Genomic DNA, 17582 nt, shown 5'->3' with positions numbered 1-17582 from the left:
TAAGTAAAAATTATCCAAAAAGTTGAACTAAATAACTTAAATTAAACGAAATGGCAACACTTAGTTTTCTTTTACAAATTTAGTGGTAAATGTAAAGGTGAAAATTTTTGGTAACTCAATTTCTTCTTCCTTAAATTTACTGATTCTTTTCTTCTTATTTGGCTACTGTAAAAAAATGTATTATGATAAGGGTCAGCTAGCAATAGTAAAAATGCTTATTATTTTATGGGTAAATATGTAACCAATCATACATTTTTTGCCCAAGTTCCAGTAAAATCAACAGTAATTATCATAGCTATTCAATTTCCACAAACCATTACTAAGGGAAAATGCATAGTAGACATGATATGGTGCTAAGTCATAATTACTGAGTGCAACTAATGGGTAAAATGGGTGTGTCCGTCATCAAGTAAAATACGCCTAAGTAGCTGATCTGTATGCTGACAACTTCTGACTTTCTTCAGTACGGCCAATGGTCGGGTATTGCCACCATAGCATTCGCCGCCCTGACATTGCTGGCTTTTATTGTCAAGTGGGGTATCCGCTTTCGACTGGTGGGTACAACCGGCTTTATGTTGGTGCTGACTGCGGGTTTATTTTCTCTGTCTTTGGTGCCTTTGAGTCGCACTGTGATTCCAGGGGCGGTAAAATATACTTTAGTTTATGATAATGCTTCTACAGAAACGGTGATTGCTACATCACCTCAAATTTCAGCCGAACAATTAGAAGCAACTTTGTTGCAAGCGGCTAGTAATCTGTATTCCTATGGTCGTCTGGGGACAAGGGGAGATAATCAACTGACTATTCGCGCTCGTACTGTGATTCATCCTGAACCAGGGGTTTCTGTACCTCTTTACTTAGGTCAGATCAAGCGGACATTAGCTAGTCGCGAAGATGGGAATATGGAGCTACAAATTTACTGGGAAAAATTCGCTCAATTACCCGATGCTGCTTCTTAGTGCTGAATTAGTTCCGACTTTTTCTTGGGTCACGGGGTAGAAAATGGTTGATTCTGGTGAAGTTTCATCTTTACTCGGCGCTCTCCCCGTTGATTTTTTGTTCTCCCGGGAAAAATTCTTTGTCAACAAAATAACATATTTTTTTTGTATTATACTATACAGTATTGATGCTTTTTAGATTAGGATATATAATTGTTAATTCTGGGTCTTCAAAAATTTGGTAGTTCAGAGTTGGAGCCGCATGGGCGTGATTAGAGCCAATGGAAACGAAAATTTCTGGACATAAGTCTAAAATTTGATTAAGAATTATCAACGTTTTGGCACACTAGATTTATATGCCCAGTCAATCTTTTACAAAAAACTTGTCTACTCAAACTTCTAACTCATTATTGACATTGACAGTTGCTCCCGGAAAGGTAATGCGTGGTTGTGGGGTTTTACAATCAACACCAGCAGAAATTTCCCGCCTGGGAACTCGTCCCTTATTAGTGGCGGGTAATTCTACTGTGACTATGGCTCAAAAGAGTCTACAACCAATTTTAGCCCAGGAAAATTTAGTCACAGCCGTAAAGAGTTATGGTGTAGATTGCTGTGAAGCTAGTTTACAAGCTTTAAGGACAGCAGCCCAGGAACACCAAGCTGATGTGATTATTGGTTTTGGGGGCGGTAAAGCTTTGGATACAGCTAAGTTAGTCGCCCATCAGTTGCGGTTACCAGTAGTGACAATTCCTACATCTGCGGCTACCTGCGCCGCTTGGACTGCTCTTTCTAATGTCTATTCGGAAACCGGGGCTTTCCTCTATGATGTGGCTCTGTCTGGCTGTCCTGATTTATTAATACTTGACTATGATTTAATTCAAACAGCACCACAACATACATTAGTGGCAGGAATTGGGGATGCGATCGCTAAATGGTATGAAGCATCAGTCAGCAGTGGTAATTCTCAACAAACTTTAATTATTGCCGCAGTGCAACAAGCGCGAGTTTTACGAGATATACTATTGCAAAAGTCAGCTACCGCCCTCAAAGAACCAGGTGGTGAGGTTTGGCAAGAAGTCGTAGATGCTACAGTTTTACTGGCTGGGGTAATTGGGGGGCTAGGAGGGGCGCAGTGTCGCACGGTGGCGGCTCATGCGGTACATAATGGGTTAACTCACATCCCTGGACACGGTAGTATACATGGTGAAAAAGTTGCCTACGGTATTTTGGTGCAGCTGCGTTTAGAAGAAATGTTACAAAGTAATCAACTAGCAGCATCGGCACGGCAACAGTTGTTAAAGTTCTATGCAGACATTGGACTGCCGCGAAATTTGGATGATTTAGGTTTAGGCAAAATTACATTAAAAGAATTACAAACAGCTGGGGAAATTGCCTTAGCGCCCCAGTCTGACATCCATCGACTACCGTTTAAAGTTGTGACAGAAGAGTTGATGGCTGCAATGGTTTCTACCACCGCACCAACGGATAGTAGAGAGGTGATTAATCGTGTCTCCACCAGGGGAATGAATGAAGAGGTTTTACAATGAGCTTGAATTGGATTACCCCCGCAGAACGCATACAACAGCTACCGCCTTACGTATTTGCTCGTTTAGACGAATTGAAGGCTAAAGCGCGCGAACAAGGACTTGATTTAATTGATTTGGGTATGGGAAACCCAGATGGTGCCACACCACAGCCAGTGGTGGAAGCAGCAATGGCGGCGTTACAAAATCCCGCCAACCACGGTTATCCGCCTTTTGAAGGTACTGCTAGTTTCCGCAGTGCTATCACTAATTGGTACAATCGCCGCTATAATGTGGTTCTAGATCCGGATAGTGAGGCTTTACCTTTACTGGGTTCTAAGGAAGGATTAGCCCATCTAGCGATCGCTTATATTAATCCTGGTGATTTAATTCTGGTTCCTTCTCCAGCCTATCCCGCCCATTTTCGCGGTCCACTAATTGCTGGGGGGAAAATTCATAGTTTAATTCTCAAACCAGAGAATAACTGGTTAATTGATTTAGCTGCTATTCCCGATACAGTTGCACAACAAGCGAAAATCCTCTATTTTAACTATCCTAGTAATCCCACCGCAGCCACCGCTCCCCGGGAATTTTTTGAGGACATCGTGGCTTTTGCGCGGAAATATGAAATTCTGCTGGTGCATGACTTATGCTACGCTGAGTTAGCTTTTGATGGTTATCAACCCACTAGTTTGTTAGAAATTCCCGGCGCAAAAGAAATTGGGGTTGAGTTCCACACTTTATCCAAAACCTACAATATGGCTGGTTGGCGTGTGGGTTTTGTGGTGGGGAATCGTCATGTAATTCAAGGTTTGCGCACCCTCAAAACTAACTTGGATTATGGTATTTTCGCCGCTTTGCAAACCGCAGCCCAAACAGCTTTGGAACTACCAGATGTGTACTTACATCAAGTACAACAACGCTACCGCACCCGCCGAGATTTTCTCATCACCGGTTTAGGAAAATTGGGCTGGGATATCCCCAAAACCAAAGCTACTATGTATCTATGGGTAAAGTGTCCCGTGGGTATGGGTTCTACGGATTTTGCCTTGGATGTGTTGCAACAAACTGGCGTTGTTGTTACTCCTGGTAATGCCTTTGGGACCGCAGGTGAAGGCTATGTTAGGATCAGCTTGATTGCAGAGTGCGATCGCTTGGGTGAAGCTTTGCACAGATTTAAACAAGCTGGTATCCGTTATCAACCCGAAACCGTAGTCTCTGGTTCACAATAGAGAAAATCACTGATGTCTACCCCCTGTGCTACCAATTCTCATTTAATTGTTGCCGGTTTTCATGCTCTTTCTGACCCCATCAGGATTAATGCGGTAGAATTGCTGCGAAAGCGGGAACAGTGTGTATGCGACTTGTGTGATACCTTGGGGGTAAGTCAGTCAAAACTATCTTTTCACCTGAAAACCCTCAAAGAAGCAGGCTTAGTCAACGCCCGTCAAGAAGGACGCTGGATTTATTACAGTTTGAATTTGAGCCAGTTCGCTGTTTTAGAATCATATTTAGGAGAATATAGCCGGTTAGGAGAAATATCTCCTGCTCAGTCTTGCGATAATTTTTCCTGATATATCAAGTTTTATTGATGAATTTTTGTATACAGTAACCTCTCAGTCATTGACATATCAATTTTTTTTGAAATGATATAAAAGTAAAGCTTTCTTCATTAAATATGAGAGTGCGTGTAGGAATCAACGGATTTGGTAGAATTGGCAGGTTGGCTCTACGGGTTGGATGGGGTTGGCCAGAATTAGATTTTGTGCATATCAACGAAATTAAAGGCGGTGCGGTAACAGCAGCACACTTATTAAAGTTTGATTCTGTCCATGGACGTTGGCCACTAGAAGTAGAAGCGGGTTGTGACAGTGTTTTAATTAACAACCAAACTATCAGCTTCAGTGATTATGCTGAACCAGGCGCAGTTCCCTGGGATGACTTGGGTGTTGATTTGGTCTTGGAATGCTCCGGTAAATTTCGCACTCCTCAAACCCTCGACCCTTATTTTAAAAGGGGAGTACAAAAAGTAATTGTCGCTGCTCCGGTAAAGGAAGAAGCCTTAAATATAGTCATGGGGGTAAATGATTATCTCTATGAGCCTCAAAAGCATCATCTTCTCACTGCTGCTTCTTGTACTACTAACTGTTTAGCTCCAGTAGTCAAGGTAATTCATGAAGGTTTAGGTATTAAACATGGAGTAATTACTACCATCCATGACAATACTAATACTCAAACCATAGTTGATGCTCCCCATAAAGATTTACGCCGGGCGCGGGCCACGAGTTTATCTCTAATTCCGACTACAACCGGTTCAGCAACAGCCATTGGGTTAATTTATCCCGAACTGAACGGTAAGCTCAACGGTGTGGCGGTGCGAGTCCCATTACTAAATGCTTCTTTAACAGATTGTGTGTTTGAAGTTGCAAGACCTACCACGGTAGATGAAATTAATAGCTTATTGAAAGCAGCGTCAGAACGAGAACCCCTTCAAGGTATTTTAGGCTACGAAGAGCGTCCTTTAGTATCCATTGATTACAAAGATGATCCTCGTTCTTCTATTATTGATGCTCTTTCTACAATGGTGGTGGATGAAACTCAAGTCAAAATCCTGGCTTGGTATGACAATGAATGGGGTTACGCCAATCGGATGGTTGAACTGGCGCGTAAGGTTGCATTGAGTTATTAGTCATTGGGAAATATAGGATTTTGCAGGTTCATGAAGTACACACCTATTCCCTATTCCCTATTCCCTGTTCCCTGTTCCCTGTTCCCTCAAACTAAAAAAATTTGTACCTCACGAGCATGGGAAATGCTATATAGGATTTTGCAGGTAAGTAGCTACTAGTAGTTTACCTGAGTCAAAGGAAATCTGCTGTAACAATCTTTTCCATACTCCGCAATTGTATATGACATCTTCTACAGCTTCTGGCGCTAATCTCAAGAATTATATTCTTGTTACCCTAGCCTATTGGGGTTTCACTATCACTGATGGTGCTTTGCGAATGCTGGTACTACTCTATTTTGATAGTATTGGCTATACTCCCTTACAAATCGCCTTTTTATTTCTATTCTATGAAATCTTTGGGGTTATTACCAACTTTCTGGGGGGTTGGATTGGTTCCCAATTGGGTTTAAAGGTAACTCTTTATACGGGTATTGGCTTACAGGTTTTTTCTTTAGTCATGCTATCATGGCTGAGTCCCAATTGGGCGCAGTGGATGGCGGTGGGTTATGTGATGGTAGCCCAGGCCTTTTCCGGGATTGCCAAAGATTTAACTAAAATGAGTTCTAAGAGTGCTATTCGCTTGGTGGTACCCCAGGAGGCTCAGTCATCTTTATTTAAGTGGGTGGCGGTATTAACAGGTTCCAAGAATGCACTTAAAGGGGTAGGCTTTTTTGTTGGTAGTGTGCTGTTGTCTTCTTTTGGCTTTACCTCTTCCCTGTTAATTATGGCTGGGGGACTGTTCTTAATTATGTTCACAGGGTTGATGTTGCCTAGGGGTATGGGTAAAATCAAGGCCAAAGTTAAGTTTAGCCAACTGTTTTCTAAGAGCAAAGAAATTAATATTCTCTCAGCTGCGAGATTTTTTCTGTTTGGTTCCCGCGATGTGTGGTTTGTTGTGGGGTTACCAGTGTTTTTACGGGGAAATTTAGGCTGGTCGTTCTATCAAGTGGGTGGATTCTTGGCTTGTTGGGTGATTGGTTATGGTGTGATTCAGTTTTTAGCGCCCACCCTTATCCAGCGCTTTGGTTCTGGTCAACCACCGAAATCTCAGACTATCCAGTTTTGGACATTTACCCTCACAGCAGTTCCGGCGGCGATCGCCTTGGCTTTACAATTGGGCGTACCTGGTAACATAGCAATTATTGGGGGACTGCTTGTATTTGGTGTAGTTTTTGCTTTTAACTCAGCAGTCCACTCCTACCTAGTGTTAGCGTTCACCGATGACGATAAAGTCGCCCTCAACGTTGGCTTCTACTATATGGCTAACTCCGGGGGTCGATTAGCTGGTACAGTGTTATCAGGGTTGGTATTTCAATATTTTAACTTAGTAGGTTGTCTGTGGACATCCATGTTATTAGTCTTAGCAGCCGGACTGGTGACGATGAAGTTACCTGACCCACAACCGAGTCAAGCTATAGCTTGGAAATCCGAAGGCGGAGATTAGGTTCATCAACGCTCGGTAGTGCTAAGACTTTTTGCAACAATTCAATACGTTCAGGCACAAATTGATAGTAAATCCATGTGCCGCGTCGTTCTTTCTTGAGTAAACCAGCTTCATATAAAACCTTGAGATGATGACTCACAGTTGGTTGTGATAGTCCCAAAGGTTCTATTAACTCACAAACACAGGCCTCGGCTTGTGGTCGGTTAGCAATGAAACTGAGAAGTTGTAGTCTCGCTGGTTCTCCCAATACTCGGAAAATAGCTGCTATCTCTGCTACTTCATCAGCCTTAAGGAAGCTGGATAGCACTGGTTTACAACAGTTTTTCAGGTCTATGGGCGAGTTCATATTCATATATTGACACTTATCGATATGCTATGGCAAGATATTGATAAACATCTATATAACAGATGTTTAAGTAGGTGAACAAAAAAAAACCGAAGTATGTAACGAAGAGTAAAGTGTCCCAAAACCTCTTCTCTGTTCCGGTGTTCCCTGTTCCGGTGTTCCCTTGTCATAACGACAAATTTTAATGCCTACTTACTTATCAATCCTGTAACGAGATAAATTATGGCAGTATTGAAAACTCATGTGGCTTTGAACGTGACTAATCTGGTAAAGTCAGTAGAATTTTATCAGGCAATGTTTGGTGTGGAACCCGTCAAATATAAAGCTGACTACGCTAAATTTGATATTTCCCATCCGGCTTTAAACCTAACTCTCAACCTAGCCAATCATATCCAGTCTGGTGGTGCATTGTCTCATTTAGGGGTACAAGTTGAAAGTACACAAGCAGTGCATTCTGCCATCCAAAGGTTTACAGAGGCAGGACTGGCATTGTTTACTGAAGAAGATATAGACTGTTGTTATGCTGTACAAGATAAAGTTTGGGTAACAGACCCAGATGGCAACCGTTGGGAAATTTTTGTAGTCAAAGTTGCTGATACAACACCAAGTGAGAACTGGAAACACTCCTGTTGTGGTTAAATAACCTCCTCTTCCATAATTCCTCATTTTAGGTGATATCAATGAATACCAACACAAACACAACCCCGCTAAAAGCTGGGAGTAACCTCAGTTTTTTTGAGAAATACTTGACTGTTTGGGTATTTTTGTGCATCTTAGCCGGAATTGCACTAGGGAGGTTATTTCCTGGGGTGGCGATCGCACTGGATGCAATGAGTATTTATCAAGTTTCCCTACCCATTGCAGTGTGTCTATTCTTCATGATGTACCCCATCATGGTAAAAATTGACTTTACCCAAGCTGTGAATGCAGTCCGCGCCCCTAAACCTGTAATTCTCACCTTAATAGTCAACTGGTTAATTAAACCATTCACAATGGTGGTATTTGCGCAGTTTTTCTTGGGTTGGTTATTTCGTCCATTAATAACAGGTACAGAATTACTGCGTGGGAGGGAAGCAGAAATAGTTAATTCCTATATCGCCGGGACAATTTTATTAGGAATCGCTCCCTGTACCGCCATGGTGTTGATGTGGGGATATCTATCATACGGCAACCAGGGACATACCTTAGTCATGGTGGCGGTAAATTCACTATTAATGCTATTTTTGTATGCACCCTTGGGCAGGTGGTTACTAGCAGCCAATGATTTAATAGTACCTTGGCAAACCATAGTTTTATCAGTAATCATTTATGTTGGTTTACCTTTAGTGGTAGGAATGTACAGCCGTTATTGGATTTTTAAACACAAAGGTAGACAGTGGTTTGAAAGGCGGTTTTTAAAGTATCTCACTCCAGTTGCTATTACTGCTTTGTTAATTACTTTAGTCTTGCTATTTGCCTTTAAGGGTGAAGTGATTGTTGAGAATCCCTTGCACATTTTGTTAATTGCTGTACCCCTATTTATTCAAACTAATTTCATTTTCTTGATTAGTTATGTGGCAGCATTAAAACTGAATATATCTTATGAAGATGCCGCACCAGCTGCATTAATTGGAGCTAGTAATCACTTTGAAGTTGCTATTGCTACAGCTGTGATGTTGTTTGGCTTAAATTCCGGTGCTGCATTGGCCACTGTGGTAGGTGTGTTAATCGAAGTCCCAGTGATGTTGATGTTGGTTAAAATTTGTCAGCGCACAGCGGTTTGGTTCCCCAGGGAGCCAGAAAAAGCTACATTACCAGATCCACGCTGTATTAGTAGTGAGGATTTGACTTTACGGTAAAATACCCAATCAAAATTAAACTTAAACAGCCAAAAACTTTTGGATCACATCCTGACTCAGTTCTGTGGTGGAACCAGAGGCCACAATCCCACCTTTTTGCATGGCGTAATAGTAATCAGCCTGACGGACAAAGTGTAAGTGTTGTTCTACTAATAACACAGAAATCCCTTTGGTTTCTACGATGCGACGTACTGCAGCTTCAATTTCCAGGATGATTGAGGGTTGTATACCTTCGGTGGGTTCATCTAAGACCAGTAACTGTGGTTCTCCCATTAAAGCACGGGCGATCGCTAACTGTTGTTGTTGTCCACCGCTTAAGTCACCACCCATGCGGGATAACATAGTTTTTAACACCGGAAATAAGCTAAAAACTTCTTCGGAAATTTCTGCTTTTTTACGGTTTTTTGGTCTAGCTTCTAACCCTAGAAGCAAATTTTCTCTGACTGTCAACCGGGGAATAATCTCTCGTCCTTGAGGAACATAACCAATTCCCAGTTTTGCCCTTTGGTCTGGAGATTTGGAGTTGATTAATTCTGCATTTAAGTTAATTGTGCCACTGCGGGGTGAGAGTAACCCCATAATTGTTTTAAGTAGAGTGGTTTTACCTACGCCATTACGTCCAATTAAGCAGATCATTTGCCCTGGTGGTACGCTTAAATCTACGTTGCGTAAAATATGGCTTTCACCGTAGTAAACGTTAAGTTGAGAAATTTTTAGCATCAGTTTTTTGATTCTCAATGGCAGTTATGATTTATCTAAGCTCCAGACCCTAGGGGTTAAAAAACAGCAGTTTTATTCTGGCTGTTCTCCTAGATATACTTCGATTACACGGGGGTCATTTTGGACTTGTGCAAAACTCCCCTGACATAGTACGGAACCTTCATGTAATACTGTTACCGTCTTGGCAATTTGGCGGACAAATTCCATATCGTGTTCAATGACTAGAATTGAATGGCTTTGGGCGAGTGTTAATAGTAGTTGTCCGATGTTGTAGGTTTCTTCATCTGTTAACCCTGCAACTGGTTCATCAACTAGTAATAAGTCGGGGGACTGTGCTACTAACATCCCAATTTCTAAACGTTGCTTTTCTCCGTGGGAGAGTAACCCGGCGGGAATGTCTGCTTTAGGGGTTAAACCAACTGTTTCTAATAAGCCTTTAATACTATTATTTTCCGTAGGATGAGAGGGATGAAATAGGGTGGAAAATACATTTTTGTGGCGGTTAATAGTAATTTCTAGGTTGTCACGGGGGGTTAAGTTTAAGTAAATTCGCGGTGTTTGGAATTTCCGCCCAATTCCTAAGCGGGCGATTTCATGTTCAGGTAAAGAACGCAGATTTTTACCTTTGAATAAAACTCTCCCAATGGTTGGTTGTACTTTCCCGGTAATTACATCCAGAAAGGTGGTTTTTCCTGCACCGTTGGGACCAATTACTACCCGCAACTCTCCCGCATCCATACTAAAGTTGAGTTGATTGATAGCTTTAAAACCGTCAAAACTGACGGTGACGTTTTCAGTTTCCAAGATTTTCGCGTTCATGTTGCACTTCTGGGTCTGCTTCTAAGGTAGGATATGTGGGGATGGGGCCAGGGCGGTGGAAAAAAGGAATCTGTTGCTTTTTTAACCATCCCATGAGACCGTCAGGTAAGACTGTGACGACTATTAAAAATAGTGCGCCTTGAAAAAATAGCCAAATTTCGGCAAATTGTTCACTTAAAAAAGTGCGCGCATAATTGACTAATAAAGTACCGACTATCGCCCCGGTTAAGGTAGCGCGTCCCCCCACCGCCACCCAAATCACCATTTCAATAGAAAACCCAATATCCATGGTTCGGGGTGATACTGACCCACTTTGAAGTGTATAAAATGCTCCTGCTATACCAGCGATCGCACCGGAGACCGCAAACACTAAAACTTTAAATTCTGTGGGGTTATAGCCAGAAAATCGCACCCGACTTTCATCATCTCGAATAGCGATTAATAATCGCCCAAAGCGTCCACTTGTCAACCAGCGACAAATCCCATAAGTGAAGGCCAGAACAAGTACCGTGAGGGTATAGAAAATGAATTGGGTTTGGGAGTCACTGACATTCACCCCAAACAAGGTTCTAAAACCTGTGAGTCCGTTAGTACCGTTAAACAGTTGTTGTTGACCATTAAAGAAGTTGAAAAATATAATCACTGCGGCTTGGGTTAATATGGAAAAATAAACCCCCTTGAGGCGATTCCGAAATACTAAGTATCCTAATAATCCCGCTAGTAGGCTGGGAATCAACACCACCGCCACTGTGGCCAGGGGAAAAGAGTAGAAAGGATACCAAAACCAAGGAAGTTCTTTCACGCCATACAACCCCATAAAATCAGGTAATTCATCGGGGGGAACTTGCAGTTTTAGGTACATAGCGATCGCATATCCCCCCAAACCAAAGAAAATCCCATGTCCCAAACTCAGCAACCCGGTATAACCCCAGATTAAATCCAGACCCAAAGCCACAATGGCCAGGGACAAAAACCGCCCCAGTAGATTCAACCGAAACCCCGAAAGCATTGCTGGTATAATTAAAATCAGGATCAGTGCGATCGCCACCACCACCCCAATCTCAATTAAAATTAACCGTCCGCCCTTCCGACTCATGCTCTGCGTCCCTTCTGGTTTAAACATCAACAGTACGACCCTTCTGAGGAAAAATACCCCCAGGTTTCCACTGTAAAAACGTGATAATCAGTGCAAACACTAACACCTTGGCCATGCTTGTAGTCGCAAAGAAATTCAACACATCAGCTAAAGGTTGAATAGGAGATAACACCAAAGCTAGAGTCCCAGAACCAATTAAAAAATTAGCCGTACCAATTCCCAAAGCCGCCATAATAGTTCCTGCTAAATTCCCCACACCACCGACCACTACCACCATAAAGGTATCAATAATATAATTTTGTCCGGTGTTTGTCCTACAGAACCCAGTAAACTAATAGCACAACCAGCCACACCAGCCAAACCCGACCCCAAAGCGAAAGTGATAGCATCAACTTTTTGAGTAGGGATACCCAAGCAAGCACTCATACTGCGATTTTGGGTGACAGCACGAATCCTTAATCCCCAGTTAGAACGCTGTAAAAATAGATAAATTCCCGCTACACAGATTATTGTCAAAGCCATAATAAACAAGCGAGCAAATGGTAATTGGAGACCACCTACAGACATTCCCCCTTGCAACCAACCAGGAGCCGTCACATCTACATTTTGAGCGCCAAACCAAGGTTGACTAAATACCTGTTGCTCACTCAATAAATTTCCCATTGTTATTGTTATTCCCAGAGATAGTAACAACAACAATCCTACAAACCATTTACTAACTTTCCCCCCACTACTCCGAGTATTTAAAACCCGTAAACCTCCAAAAAACAACAGACAAAATAGGAATATACCAATTACTAATAACCAATTCACACTGCGAACCAACTGTTGGAAAATTAAACTCACCCCCCAAGTAGCGAGGAGAGTTTCTAAAGGTCTTCCATACAGATAACGAATCACGCCCCGTTCTAAGACTAACCCCACAAGAGCAGTGAATAGAAAAGCAATAATCAAAGCCAAAAATATATAAAAATCAAACCACACTCCGCCCAACTGTTTGCAGCCATTTTGTACCACAAAAGTGGCATAAGCTCCCAACATCATCAATTCACCATGGGCCATATTAATCACGCCCATCAAACCAAATATAATGGCTAGTCCCAAAGCAGCAATTAATAATACTGCCCCAATACTAATACCATTAAATAAAGCTTCTAAGACACCTATTAACACTTATTTATCCTCAAGAAATATCAATAGTCAATACTTATTGACTATTGACTATTAACTTAAACTTGCTTGTACTTACCACCTTTAGCTGGGTCTGACCAATCACAGCCAAATCCTTGAGTTTCTGGAACAAATTGATTCCAGGGAATTGGTTCCACTGGTGCAGGGGTAGCATAGACAATATCAAATAAACCATCTTGTCTCACTTGACCAATGCGGACAATTTTAGACAAGTGATGATTGGCGTTCATAGTCACCGTACCTTCTGGCGCATCTAGACTTTGACCATAGGCCGCAGCGCGCACCTTATCTAAGTCAGTTGTCCCAGCTTTTTCTACCGCTTGTTTCCATAAATAAACGGCGACGTATGCTGCTTCCATGGGGTCGTTAATTACCCGGTCTGCACCATACTCTTTTTTAAAAGCTTCTACAAACTTTTTATTTGCAGGTGTGTCTACTGTTTGAAAGTAATTCCAAGCTGCATAGTGACCTTGGAGATATTCAACACCAATAGCTTTAACTTCCTCTTCTGCAATACTTACAGACATAGAGGGATATTTATCTGCTGTTAATCCAGCCCCTTTTAATTGTTTGAAAAATGCCACATTACTATCACCATTGAGGGTGTTGTAAATTACACCACCATTGGGTAAAGCTTGCCTAATTTTAGAGATAATAGGTGTAACTTCTACGTTACCTAGTGGTAAATAATCCTCACCAACAGTTTTTCCACCTAAAGCCTCCAATTGAGCCTTAATGATGGTGTTTGCAGTCCGGGGAAAAACGTAGTCAGAACCAACTAAAAAGAATTCTTTGCCTTTATTTTTCAACATCCAGTCAACAGATGGTTCAATTTGTTGATTGGGAATCGCACCAGTATAGAAAATGTTTTTAGAACATTCTTGACCCTCATACTGTACCGGGTACCAGAGCATATGGTCTTTACTCTCAAACACCGGTTTAACATTCTTGCGACTAGCAGAGGTCCAACAACCAAAAATGACAACAGTTTGATCTTGATCAATTAGTTTGGTAGCCTTTTCTCTAAAGGTATCCCAGTTAGAAGCGCCATCTTCAGTAATCGCCTCAATTTGTTTACCTAAGACACCACCAGCAGCATTAATTTCTTTAATTGCTAATCTTTCAGCATCAACAACGCTTCTTTCACTAATCGCCATTGTCCCGCTGAGGGAGTGTAAAATACCTACTTTGATGGTGTCACCGCTATCAGTAGCAGTGGGTGATTCATTGGGTGATTCATTCCCGCAAGCCTTGAGCAAAAGGCTAGTACCGATAGTTGCAGAACTATAAAGTAAAAACTTCCTTCGGTTAAATTGTTGAGTCATATTCGGATGAATTTATTACACTGCTTATCTACAGTATTTGATGTTAGTTTGATAGTTTACTATTAAAAAGTTAGCTAATATACAAAGTTTTATAAATTTAGATTGCAGGTGATTTAGGAAATTCAGCCCAAAATCAAAAGCGCCCTTCCGTTGGGAAGAGCGCTTTGATCAATCAGAGAGAGTATTATTTAATTCTCTTAAGCTTAACTTCTTAACCGTTGATTGCAGGAGCAGTCAAAGCAACAGGAGCAACTTCACCAGCAGCCAAGTCTAAGGGGAAGTTGTGAGCGTTACGCTCGTGCATTACTTCCATACCCAGGTTAGCGCGGTTGATGACATCAGCCCAGGTAGCGATGACGCGACCTTGAGAATCAATTACTGATTGGTTGAAGTTGAATCCGTTCAAGTTGAACGCCATGGTGCTTACACCCAGAGCGGTGAACCAGATACCGATTACAGGCCAAGCAGCTAAGAAGAAGTGTAGTGAACGGCTGTTGTTGAAGGAAGCGTATTGGAAGATTAAGCGACCGAAGTAACCGTGAGCAGCTACGATGTTGTAGGTTTCTTCTTCTTGACCGAACTTGTAACCGTAGTTTTGAGATTCGGTTTCGGTTGTTTCACGTACTAAGGAGGAAGTTACCAAGGAACCGTGCATTGCAGAGAACAAGGAACCACCGAATACACCAGCTACACCCAACATATGGAAGGGGTGCATCAGGATGTTGTGTTCTGCTTGGAACACGATCATGAAGTTGAAGGTTCCAGAGATACCTAAAGGCATACCATCAGAGAATGAACCTTGACCGATGGGGTAGATGAGGAATACTGCGGTAGCTGCTGCTACGGGTGCTGAGAAGGCTACACAGATCCAAGGACGCATTCCCAAGCGGTAGGATAGTTCCCACTCACGTCCTAAGTAGCAAGCTACGCCAATCAGGAAGTGGAAAATTACCAACTGGTAAGGGACACCGTTGTACAACCACTCATCTAAGGATGCTGCTTCCCAAATGGGGTAGAAGTGCAAGCCGATGGCGTTGGAGGAAGGAACAACAGCACCAGAGATGATGTTGTTTCCGTAGATTAAGGAGCCAGCTACTGGTTCGCGGATCCCATCGATGTCTACAGGAGGAGCAGCGATGAAGGCGATAATAAAGCAGGTGGTAGCAGCTAGGAGGGTGGGGATCATGAGGACTCCGAACCAACCGATGTAAATCCGGTTTTCGGTGCTGGTGATCCACTCGCAGAAGCGATCCCATACGTTGGCGCTTTGGCGCTGTTGTAAGGTTGTGGTCATTTGTTTATGATTGCGGTTATGTATGTATGAATGAGACAGGTTTGTTTTCTGTCTATGACAATACTTTACAATTGTTTACAAATGTTTGGCAAGGGGTATTTTTTTAATAAAAATTATGCTTGATGTAAGTTTTACTTATCATTAGCTCAATTCTGGAGGAGTTTCTCAAAGAGGCGATCGCTTGGTGGGGAGCTAAAAGCCAAGTTAGTTGGGAGAGCCTGGCGCATTAAGCGTAATGACCTAGATAGGTATATTGACAAACTTTTTTGAACCTCGCCAAATAGCGACAAGTGGAACCTCGCCAATAGCATGGAGTCAGTAAAACAGTGGCGGGGTTTGGCGATATTCCTCAGTATTTGGGTAGCAGAAATATATAGAAACCGCCTGTAAAAGCTATTACAGACGGTTTCATTGTTTCCATTCGATTAATGTTCCCAGCGAGTGGGAACAATACTTGGATTAAACAGCAATACAGTTAGGTCTTGGAAGAGTGAAACCAAAAAACTCAGTTTCACCTTCCATAAGGAGCACGAAGGTTCTTCTGTTATTTGGAGAATTACCCGCAAGCAATAGGTGCGTAATTATTTTAGACCAAACTGTGCCTTCTGAATTAACTTTCCATTCTGGAACATTGCATTCATATTTGCACCAAAACCCGTATCTCCATCCCACTTATACATAACAGTTCTGTATCCAGCAATATCAGTGCTACTCATCTCTTCCCCTTGCTTGCCGAGAATAGCAACAACTTCTTCGTAAGACATTCCTGTTTGGATTTTACTGTAGTTTTCCATATTTACACCAGATGTATCTTTTGGTGCTGTGTGTGATGGTTCTGGATTACTGCTTGAAGTGATTGATGTATTGCTACTGGAGGTGCTTGCTGTATTCATATTGCTAATAACTGGAGCAAGAGAAATAGGAGCACCTACAATTCCAATCAAACTCCATACCAGAAATCTATTCGGTTGCTTGTCGTCCTTTTTCTTCATTACATTATTAAGTATCAACAGAACTATCGGTGAAGTAATCCATCCAAGTGGAGCACCAAGAGTTCCACCTAAAACTGCAAGAAAATAACCTGCGGGTTTTTCCGAAAGTGGTTTATTGATTTGCTGGTTCATTGTTTTGTTTATACTACTGGCAGTATAGTGCATACATTAAATCCGTCAAGCACACAGGGTTTCCATTCGATTAATGTTCCCAGCGAGTGGGAACCAGCCATATATAGAAACCGCCTGTAATGACTTTTACAGACAGTTTCCATTAATTCCACTTCCCAGAGGGAAGCGGTCTTTTGTTCCGGGTCTTTGGAATAGCCTATTTTTACCAGTTTCCATTAATTCCACTTCCCAGAGGGAAGCGGTTAAGATTAAGATGCGCCGGGGCGCATTTCCTTAGATAGTAGGTTTCCATTAATTCCACTTCCCAGAGGGAAGCGGTTATCGCAAAATCTCAGGGGTTAACATCCATTAAGCTCAATGGCGTTTCCATTAATTCCACTTCCCAGAGGGAAGCGGTTTTTAGCTATAGCCTTCTTAAGAATAATTCTGGCTAGTGTTTCCATTAATTCCACTTCCCAGAGGGAAGCGGTTACCTTTGCTATTTTTAGTTTACCACTACTTGCGGTTAATAGTTTCCATTAATTCCACTTCCCAGAGGGAAGCGGTTGAGTGGGGCCGCCGCCGCCCCTCCCCTTTTCACCTAAACCTGCTGTTTCCATTAATTCCACTTCCCAGAGGGAAGCGGTTCCCTCCATTTTAAACACAGTCCCAGTAAGAAGTCTAGAGGCACTTTCCGAGGTTCAGAAAATTTAACGGCTGAAATGGACTTTAGCATACTAACAGAACTCCTGAAAGCTTTACCCAGCAAACGACCGAGGTTCAATACATGAGAATCACTATTTCAGCTATTTTAATTGAACTTCCGTAATAGTTAACTAGTGCATTACAACAGTATTTAGGCGAAGCGCTGCTGTAAGCCATATACCCCCATCCCTTTGTAAGGTGAGGGGTCAATACTACTCTAAAATTTTTATATTCGCAAAAATCTATCTTTAGGTAGATGACAAGATTACCTAAACAGTATTACCGAGATTGACTAAAATAAATGTGTCATTTAATTATGTCCAGAGCGTGGTATTATAAATTTCATCTATTTAAATTGTGTAAACGAAAACGAATATGATACGATTGTCCGTGGATGCCCGAATAACTCTTTCTCCCGAAGTATTGACACAATTTTTCGTCTTATTTACACCCCCCTGAATGCTTACGTAAAAATTGATTAAATTGATTTTTTTAAAGTATAAATCGCATGG

At 42.0% G+C, this 17582-nt stretch carries 15 protein-coding genes, 1 pseudogene and 1 CRISPR repeat array; of the genes and pseudogenes, 8 read left to right on the top strand and 8 right to left on the bottom strand.

Going from position 1 to position 17582, the window contains the following annotated elements; genetic code table 11:
- Positions 1–437: 437 nt before the first annotated feature.
- The 6 genes from AC6IZ0_RS17905 (at position 438) to arsJ (ending at position 6633) form a co-directional block, all read left to right on the top strand.
- The gene (locus AC6IZ0_RS17905) at positions 438–959 is read left to right on the top strand and encodes a Ycf51 family protein (protein ID WP_271730571.1); all 522 of its coding nucleotides are present in this window, start codon (positions 438–440) and stop codon (positions 957–959) included.
- 335 nt (positions 960–1294) lie between these two features.
- Positions 1295–2485 (top strand): iron-containing alcohol dehydrogenase family protein, encoded by a 1191-nt coding sequence (locus tag AC6IZ0_RS17900; RefSeq protein WP_497724200.1) that lies wholly within the window; start codon positions 1295–1297, stop codon positions 2483–2485.
- Positions 2482–3693, top strand: a complete 1212-nt coding sequence (locus AC6IZ0_RS17895; protein ID WP_497724199.1) for an aspartate aminotransferase — start codon at positions 2482–2484, stop codon at positions 3691–3693. Before AC6IZ0_RS17900 ends, AC6IZ0_RS17895 begins: the two co-directional genes overlap by 4 nt.
- A 12-nt stretch (positions 3694–3705) precedes the next feature.
- Positions 3706–4035 carry an ArsR/SmtB family transcription factor gene (locus tag AC6IZ0_RS17890; RefSeq protein ID WP_497724198.1) on the top strand — a complete coding sequence of 110 codons (330 nt, stop codon included), beginning with the start codon at positions 3706–3708 and terminating at the stop codon, positions 4033–4035.
- Positions 4036–4139: 104 nt separating this feature from the next.
- The gene (locus tag AC6IZ0_RS17885; protein ID WP_497724196.1) at positions 4140–5150 is read left to right on the top strand and encodes an ArsJ-associated glyceraldehyde-3-phosphate dehydrogenase; all 1011 of its coding nucleotides are present in this window, start codon (positions 4140–4142) and stop codon (positions 5148–5150) included.
- Positions 5151–5370: 220 nt separating this feature from the next.
- A complete protein-coding gene (gene arsJ, locus AC6IZ0_RS17880) occupies positions 5371–6633 on the top strand; it encodes an organoarsenical effux MFS transporter ArsJ (protein ID WP_497724194.1) in 1263 nt (420 codons plus the stop codon).
- Here arsJ and AC6IZ0_RS17875 read toward each other — a convergent pair.
- Positions 6602–6985, bottom strand: a complete 384-nt coding sequence (locus tag AC6IZ0_RS17875) for an ArsR/SmtB family transcription factor (RefSeq protein ID WP_497724193.1) — start codon at positions 6983–6985, stop codon at positions 6602–6604. The two genes, arsJ and AC6IZ0_RS17875, sit on opposite strands and share 32 nt — an antisense overlap.
- 216 nt (positions 6986–7201) lie before the next feature.
- Between AC6IZ0_RS17875 and AC6IZ0_RS17870 the strand changes: the two genes are divergently transcribed.
- Entirely contained in the window at positions 7202–7618 is a 417-nt protein-coding gene (locus AC6IZ0_RS17870; RefSeq protein ID WP_271730578.1) for an ArsI/CadI family heavy metal resistance metalloenzyme, read from the top strand.
- A gap of 41 nt (positions 7619–7659) precedes the next feature.
- The gene (arsB, locus tag AC6IZ0_RS17865) at positions 7660–8817 is read left to right on the top strand and encodes an ACR3 family arsenite efflux transporter (RefSeq protein WP_497724192.1); all 1158 of its coding nucleotides are present in this window, start codon (positions 7660–7662) and stop codon (positions 8815–8817) included.
- Positions 8818–8838: 21 nt separating this feature from the next.
- Here the strand turns inward: arsB and urtE are convergent, their stop codons facing one another.
- From urtE to AC6IZ0_RS17830, 7 genes and pseudogenes are all read right to left on the bottom strand, one after another.
- Positions 8839–9537 (bottom strand): urea ABC transporter ATP-binding subunit UrtE, encoded by a 699-nt coding sequence (gene urtE, locus AC6IZ0_RS17860; RefSeq protein ID WP_497724190.1) that lies wholly within the window; start codon positions 9535–9537, stop codon positions 8839–8841.
- Between the two features lie 72 nt (positions 9538–9609).
- Entirely contained in the window at positions 9610–10356 is a 747-nt protein-coding gene (gene urtD, locus AC6IZ0_RS17855) for an urea ABC transporter ATP-binding protein UrtD (protein WP_271763311.1), read from the bottom strand.
- Positions 10331–11452 (bottom strand): urea ABC transporter permease subunit UrtC, encoded by a 1122-nt coding sequence (gene urtC / locus AC6IZ0_RS17850; RefSeq protein ID WP_497724189.1) that lies wholly within the window; start codon positions 11450–11452, stop codon positions 10331–10333. Before urtC ends, urtD begins: the two co-directional genes overlap by 26 nt.
- A gap of 19 nt (positions 11453–11471) precedes the next feature.
- A pseudogene (urtB, locus tag AC6IZ0_RS17845) lies at positions 11472–12625 on the bottom strand (urea ABC transporter permease subunit UrtB).
- A gap of 56 nt (positions 12626–12681) precedes the next feature.
- A complete protein-coding gene (urtA, locus tag AC6IZ0_RS17840) occupies positions 12682–13968 on the bottom strand; it encodes an urea ABC transporter substrate-binding protein (protein WP_497724188.1) in 1287 nt (428 codons plus the stop codon).
- Between the two features lie 211 nt (positions 13969–14179).
- Positions 14180–15262 carry a photosystem II q(b) protein gene (gene psbA / locus AC6IZ0_RS17835; protein ID WP_497724186.1) on the bottom strand — a complete coding sequence of 361 codons (1083 nt, stop codon included), beginning with the start codon at positions 15260–15262 and terminating at the stop codon, positions 14180–14182.
- A 581-nt stretch (positions 15263–15843) separates the two neighbouring features.
- On the bottom strand, positions 15844–16386 hold the full coding sequence (locus AC6IZ0_RS17830) for a DUF3862 domain-containing protein (RefSeq protein WP_497724185.1): 543 nt from the start codon (positions 16384–16386) through the stop codon (positions 15844–15846).
- A 135-nt stretch (positions 16387–16521) separates the two neighbouring features.
- Positions 16522–17013: a CRISPR direct-repeat array (repeat unit 36 nt; unit sequence GTTTCCATTAATTCCACTTCCCAGAGGGAAGCGGTT).
- Positions 17014–17582: the final 569 nt, after the last annotated feature.

This window comes from Anabaenopsis sp. NIES-4685, from assembly GCF_059725405.1.
The sequence above is the reverse complement of the archived record's forward strand: the minus strand, read 5'-3'. Positions and strand labels throughout refer to the sequence as shown.

Excerpts from the sequence above, each read along its gene's own strand:
- AC6IZ0_RS17905 (WP_271730571.1), top strand. The coding sequence starts at position 438 with ATGCTGACAACTTCTGACTTTCTTCAGTACGGCCAATGGTCGGGTATT.
- AC6IZ0_RS17900 (WP_497724200.1), top strand. The coding sequence starts at position 1,295 with ATGCCCAGTCAATCTTTTACAAAAAACTTGTCTACTCAAACTTCTAAC.
- AC6IZ0_RS17895 (WP_497724199.1), top strand. The coding sequence starts at position 2,482 with ATGAGCTTGAATTGGATTACCCCCGCAGAACGCATACAACAGCTACCG.
- AC6IZ0_RS17890 (WP_497724198.1), top strand. The coding sequence starts at position 3,706 with ATGTCTACCCCCTGTGCTACCAATTCTCATTTAATTGTTGCCGGTTTT.
- AC6IZ0_RS17885 (WP_497724196.1), top strand. The coding sequence starts at position 4,140 with ATGAGAGTGCGTGTAGGAATCAACGGATTTGGTAGAATTGGCAGGTTG.
- arsJ (WP_497724194.1), top strand. The coding sequence starts at position 5,371 with ATGACATCTTCTACAGCTTCTGGCGCTAATCTCAAGAATTATATTCTT.
- AC6IZ0_RS17875 (WP_497724193.1), bottom strand. The coding sequence starts at position 6,985 with ATGAATATGAACTCGCCCATAGACCTGAAAAACTGTTGTAAACCAGTG.
- AC6IZ0_RS17870 (WP_271730578.1), top strand. The coding sequence starts at position 7,202 with ATGGCAGTATTGAAAACTCATGTGGCTTTGAACGTGACTAATCTGGTA.
- arsB (WP_497724192.1), top strand. The coding sequence starts at position 7,660 with ATGAATACCAACACAAACACAACCCCGCTAAAAGCTGGGAGTAACCTC.
- urtE (WP_497724190.1), bottom strand. The coding sequence starts at position 9,537 with ATGCTAAAAATTTCTCAACTTAACGTTTACTACGGTGAAAGCCATATT.
- urtD (WP_271763311.1), bottom strand. The coding sequence starts at position 10,356 with ATGAACGCGAAAATCTTGGAAACTGAAAACGTCACCGTCAGTTTTGAC.
- urtC (WP_497724189.1), bottom strand. The coding sequence starts at position 11,452 with ATGAGTCGGAAGGGCGGACGGTTAATTTTAATTGAGATTGGGGTGGTG.
- urtA (WP_497724188.1), bottom strand. The coding sequence starts at position 13,968 with ATGACTCAACAATTTAACCGAAGGAAGTTTTTACTTTATAGTTCTGCA.
- psbA (WP_497724186.1), bottom strand. The coding sequence starts at position 15,262 with ATGACCACAACCTTACAACAGCGCCAAAGCGCCAACGTATGGGATCGC.
- AC6IZ0_RS17830 (WP_497724185.1), bottom strand. The coding sequence starts at position 16,386 with ATGAACCAGCAAATCAATAAACCACTTTCGGAAAAACCCGCAGGTTAT.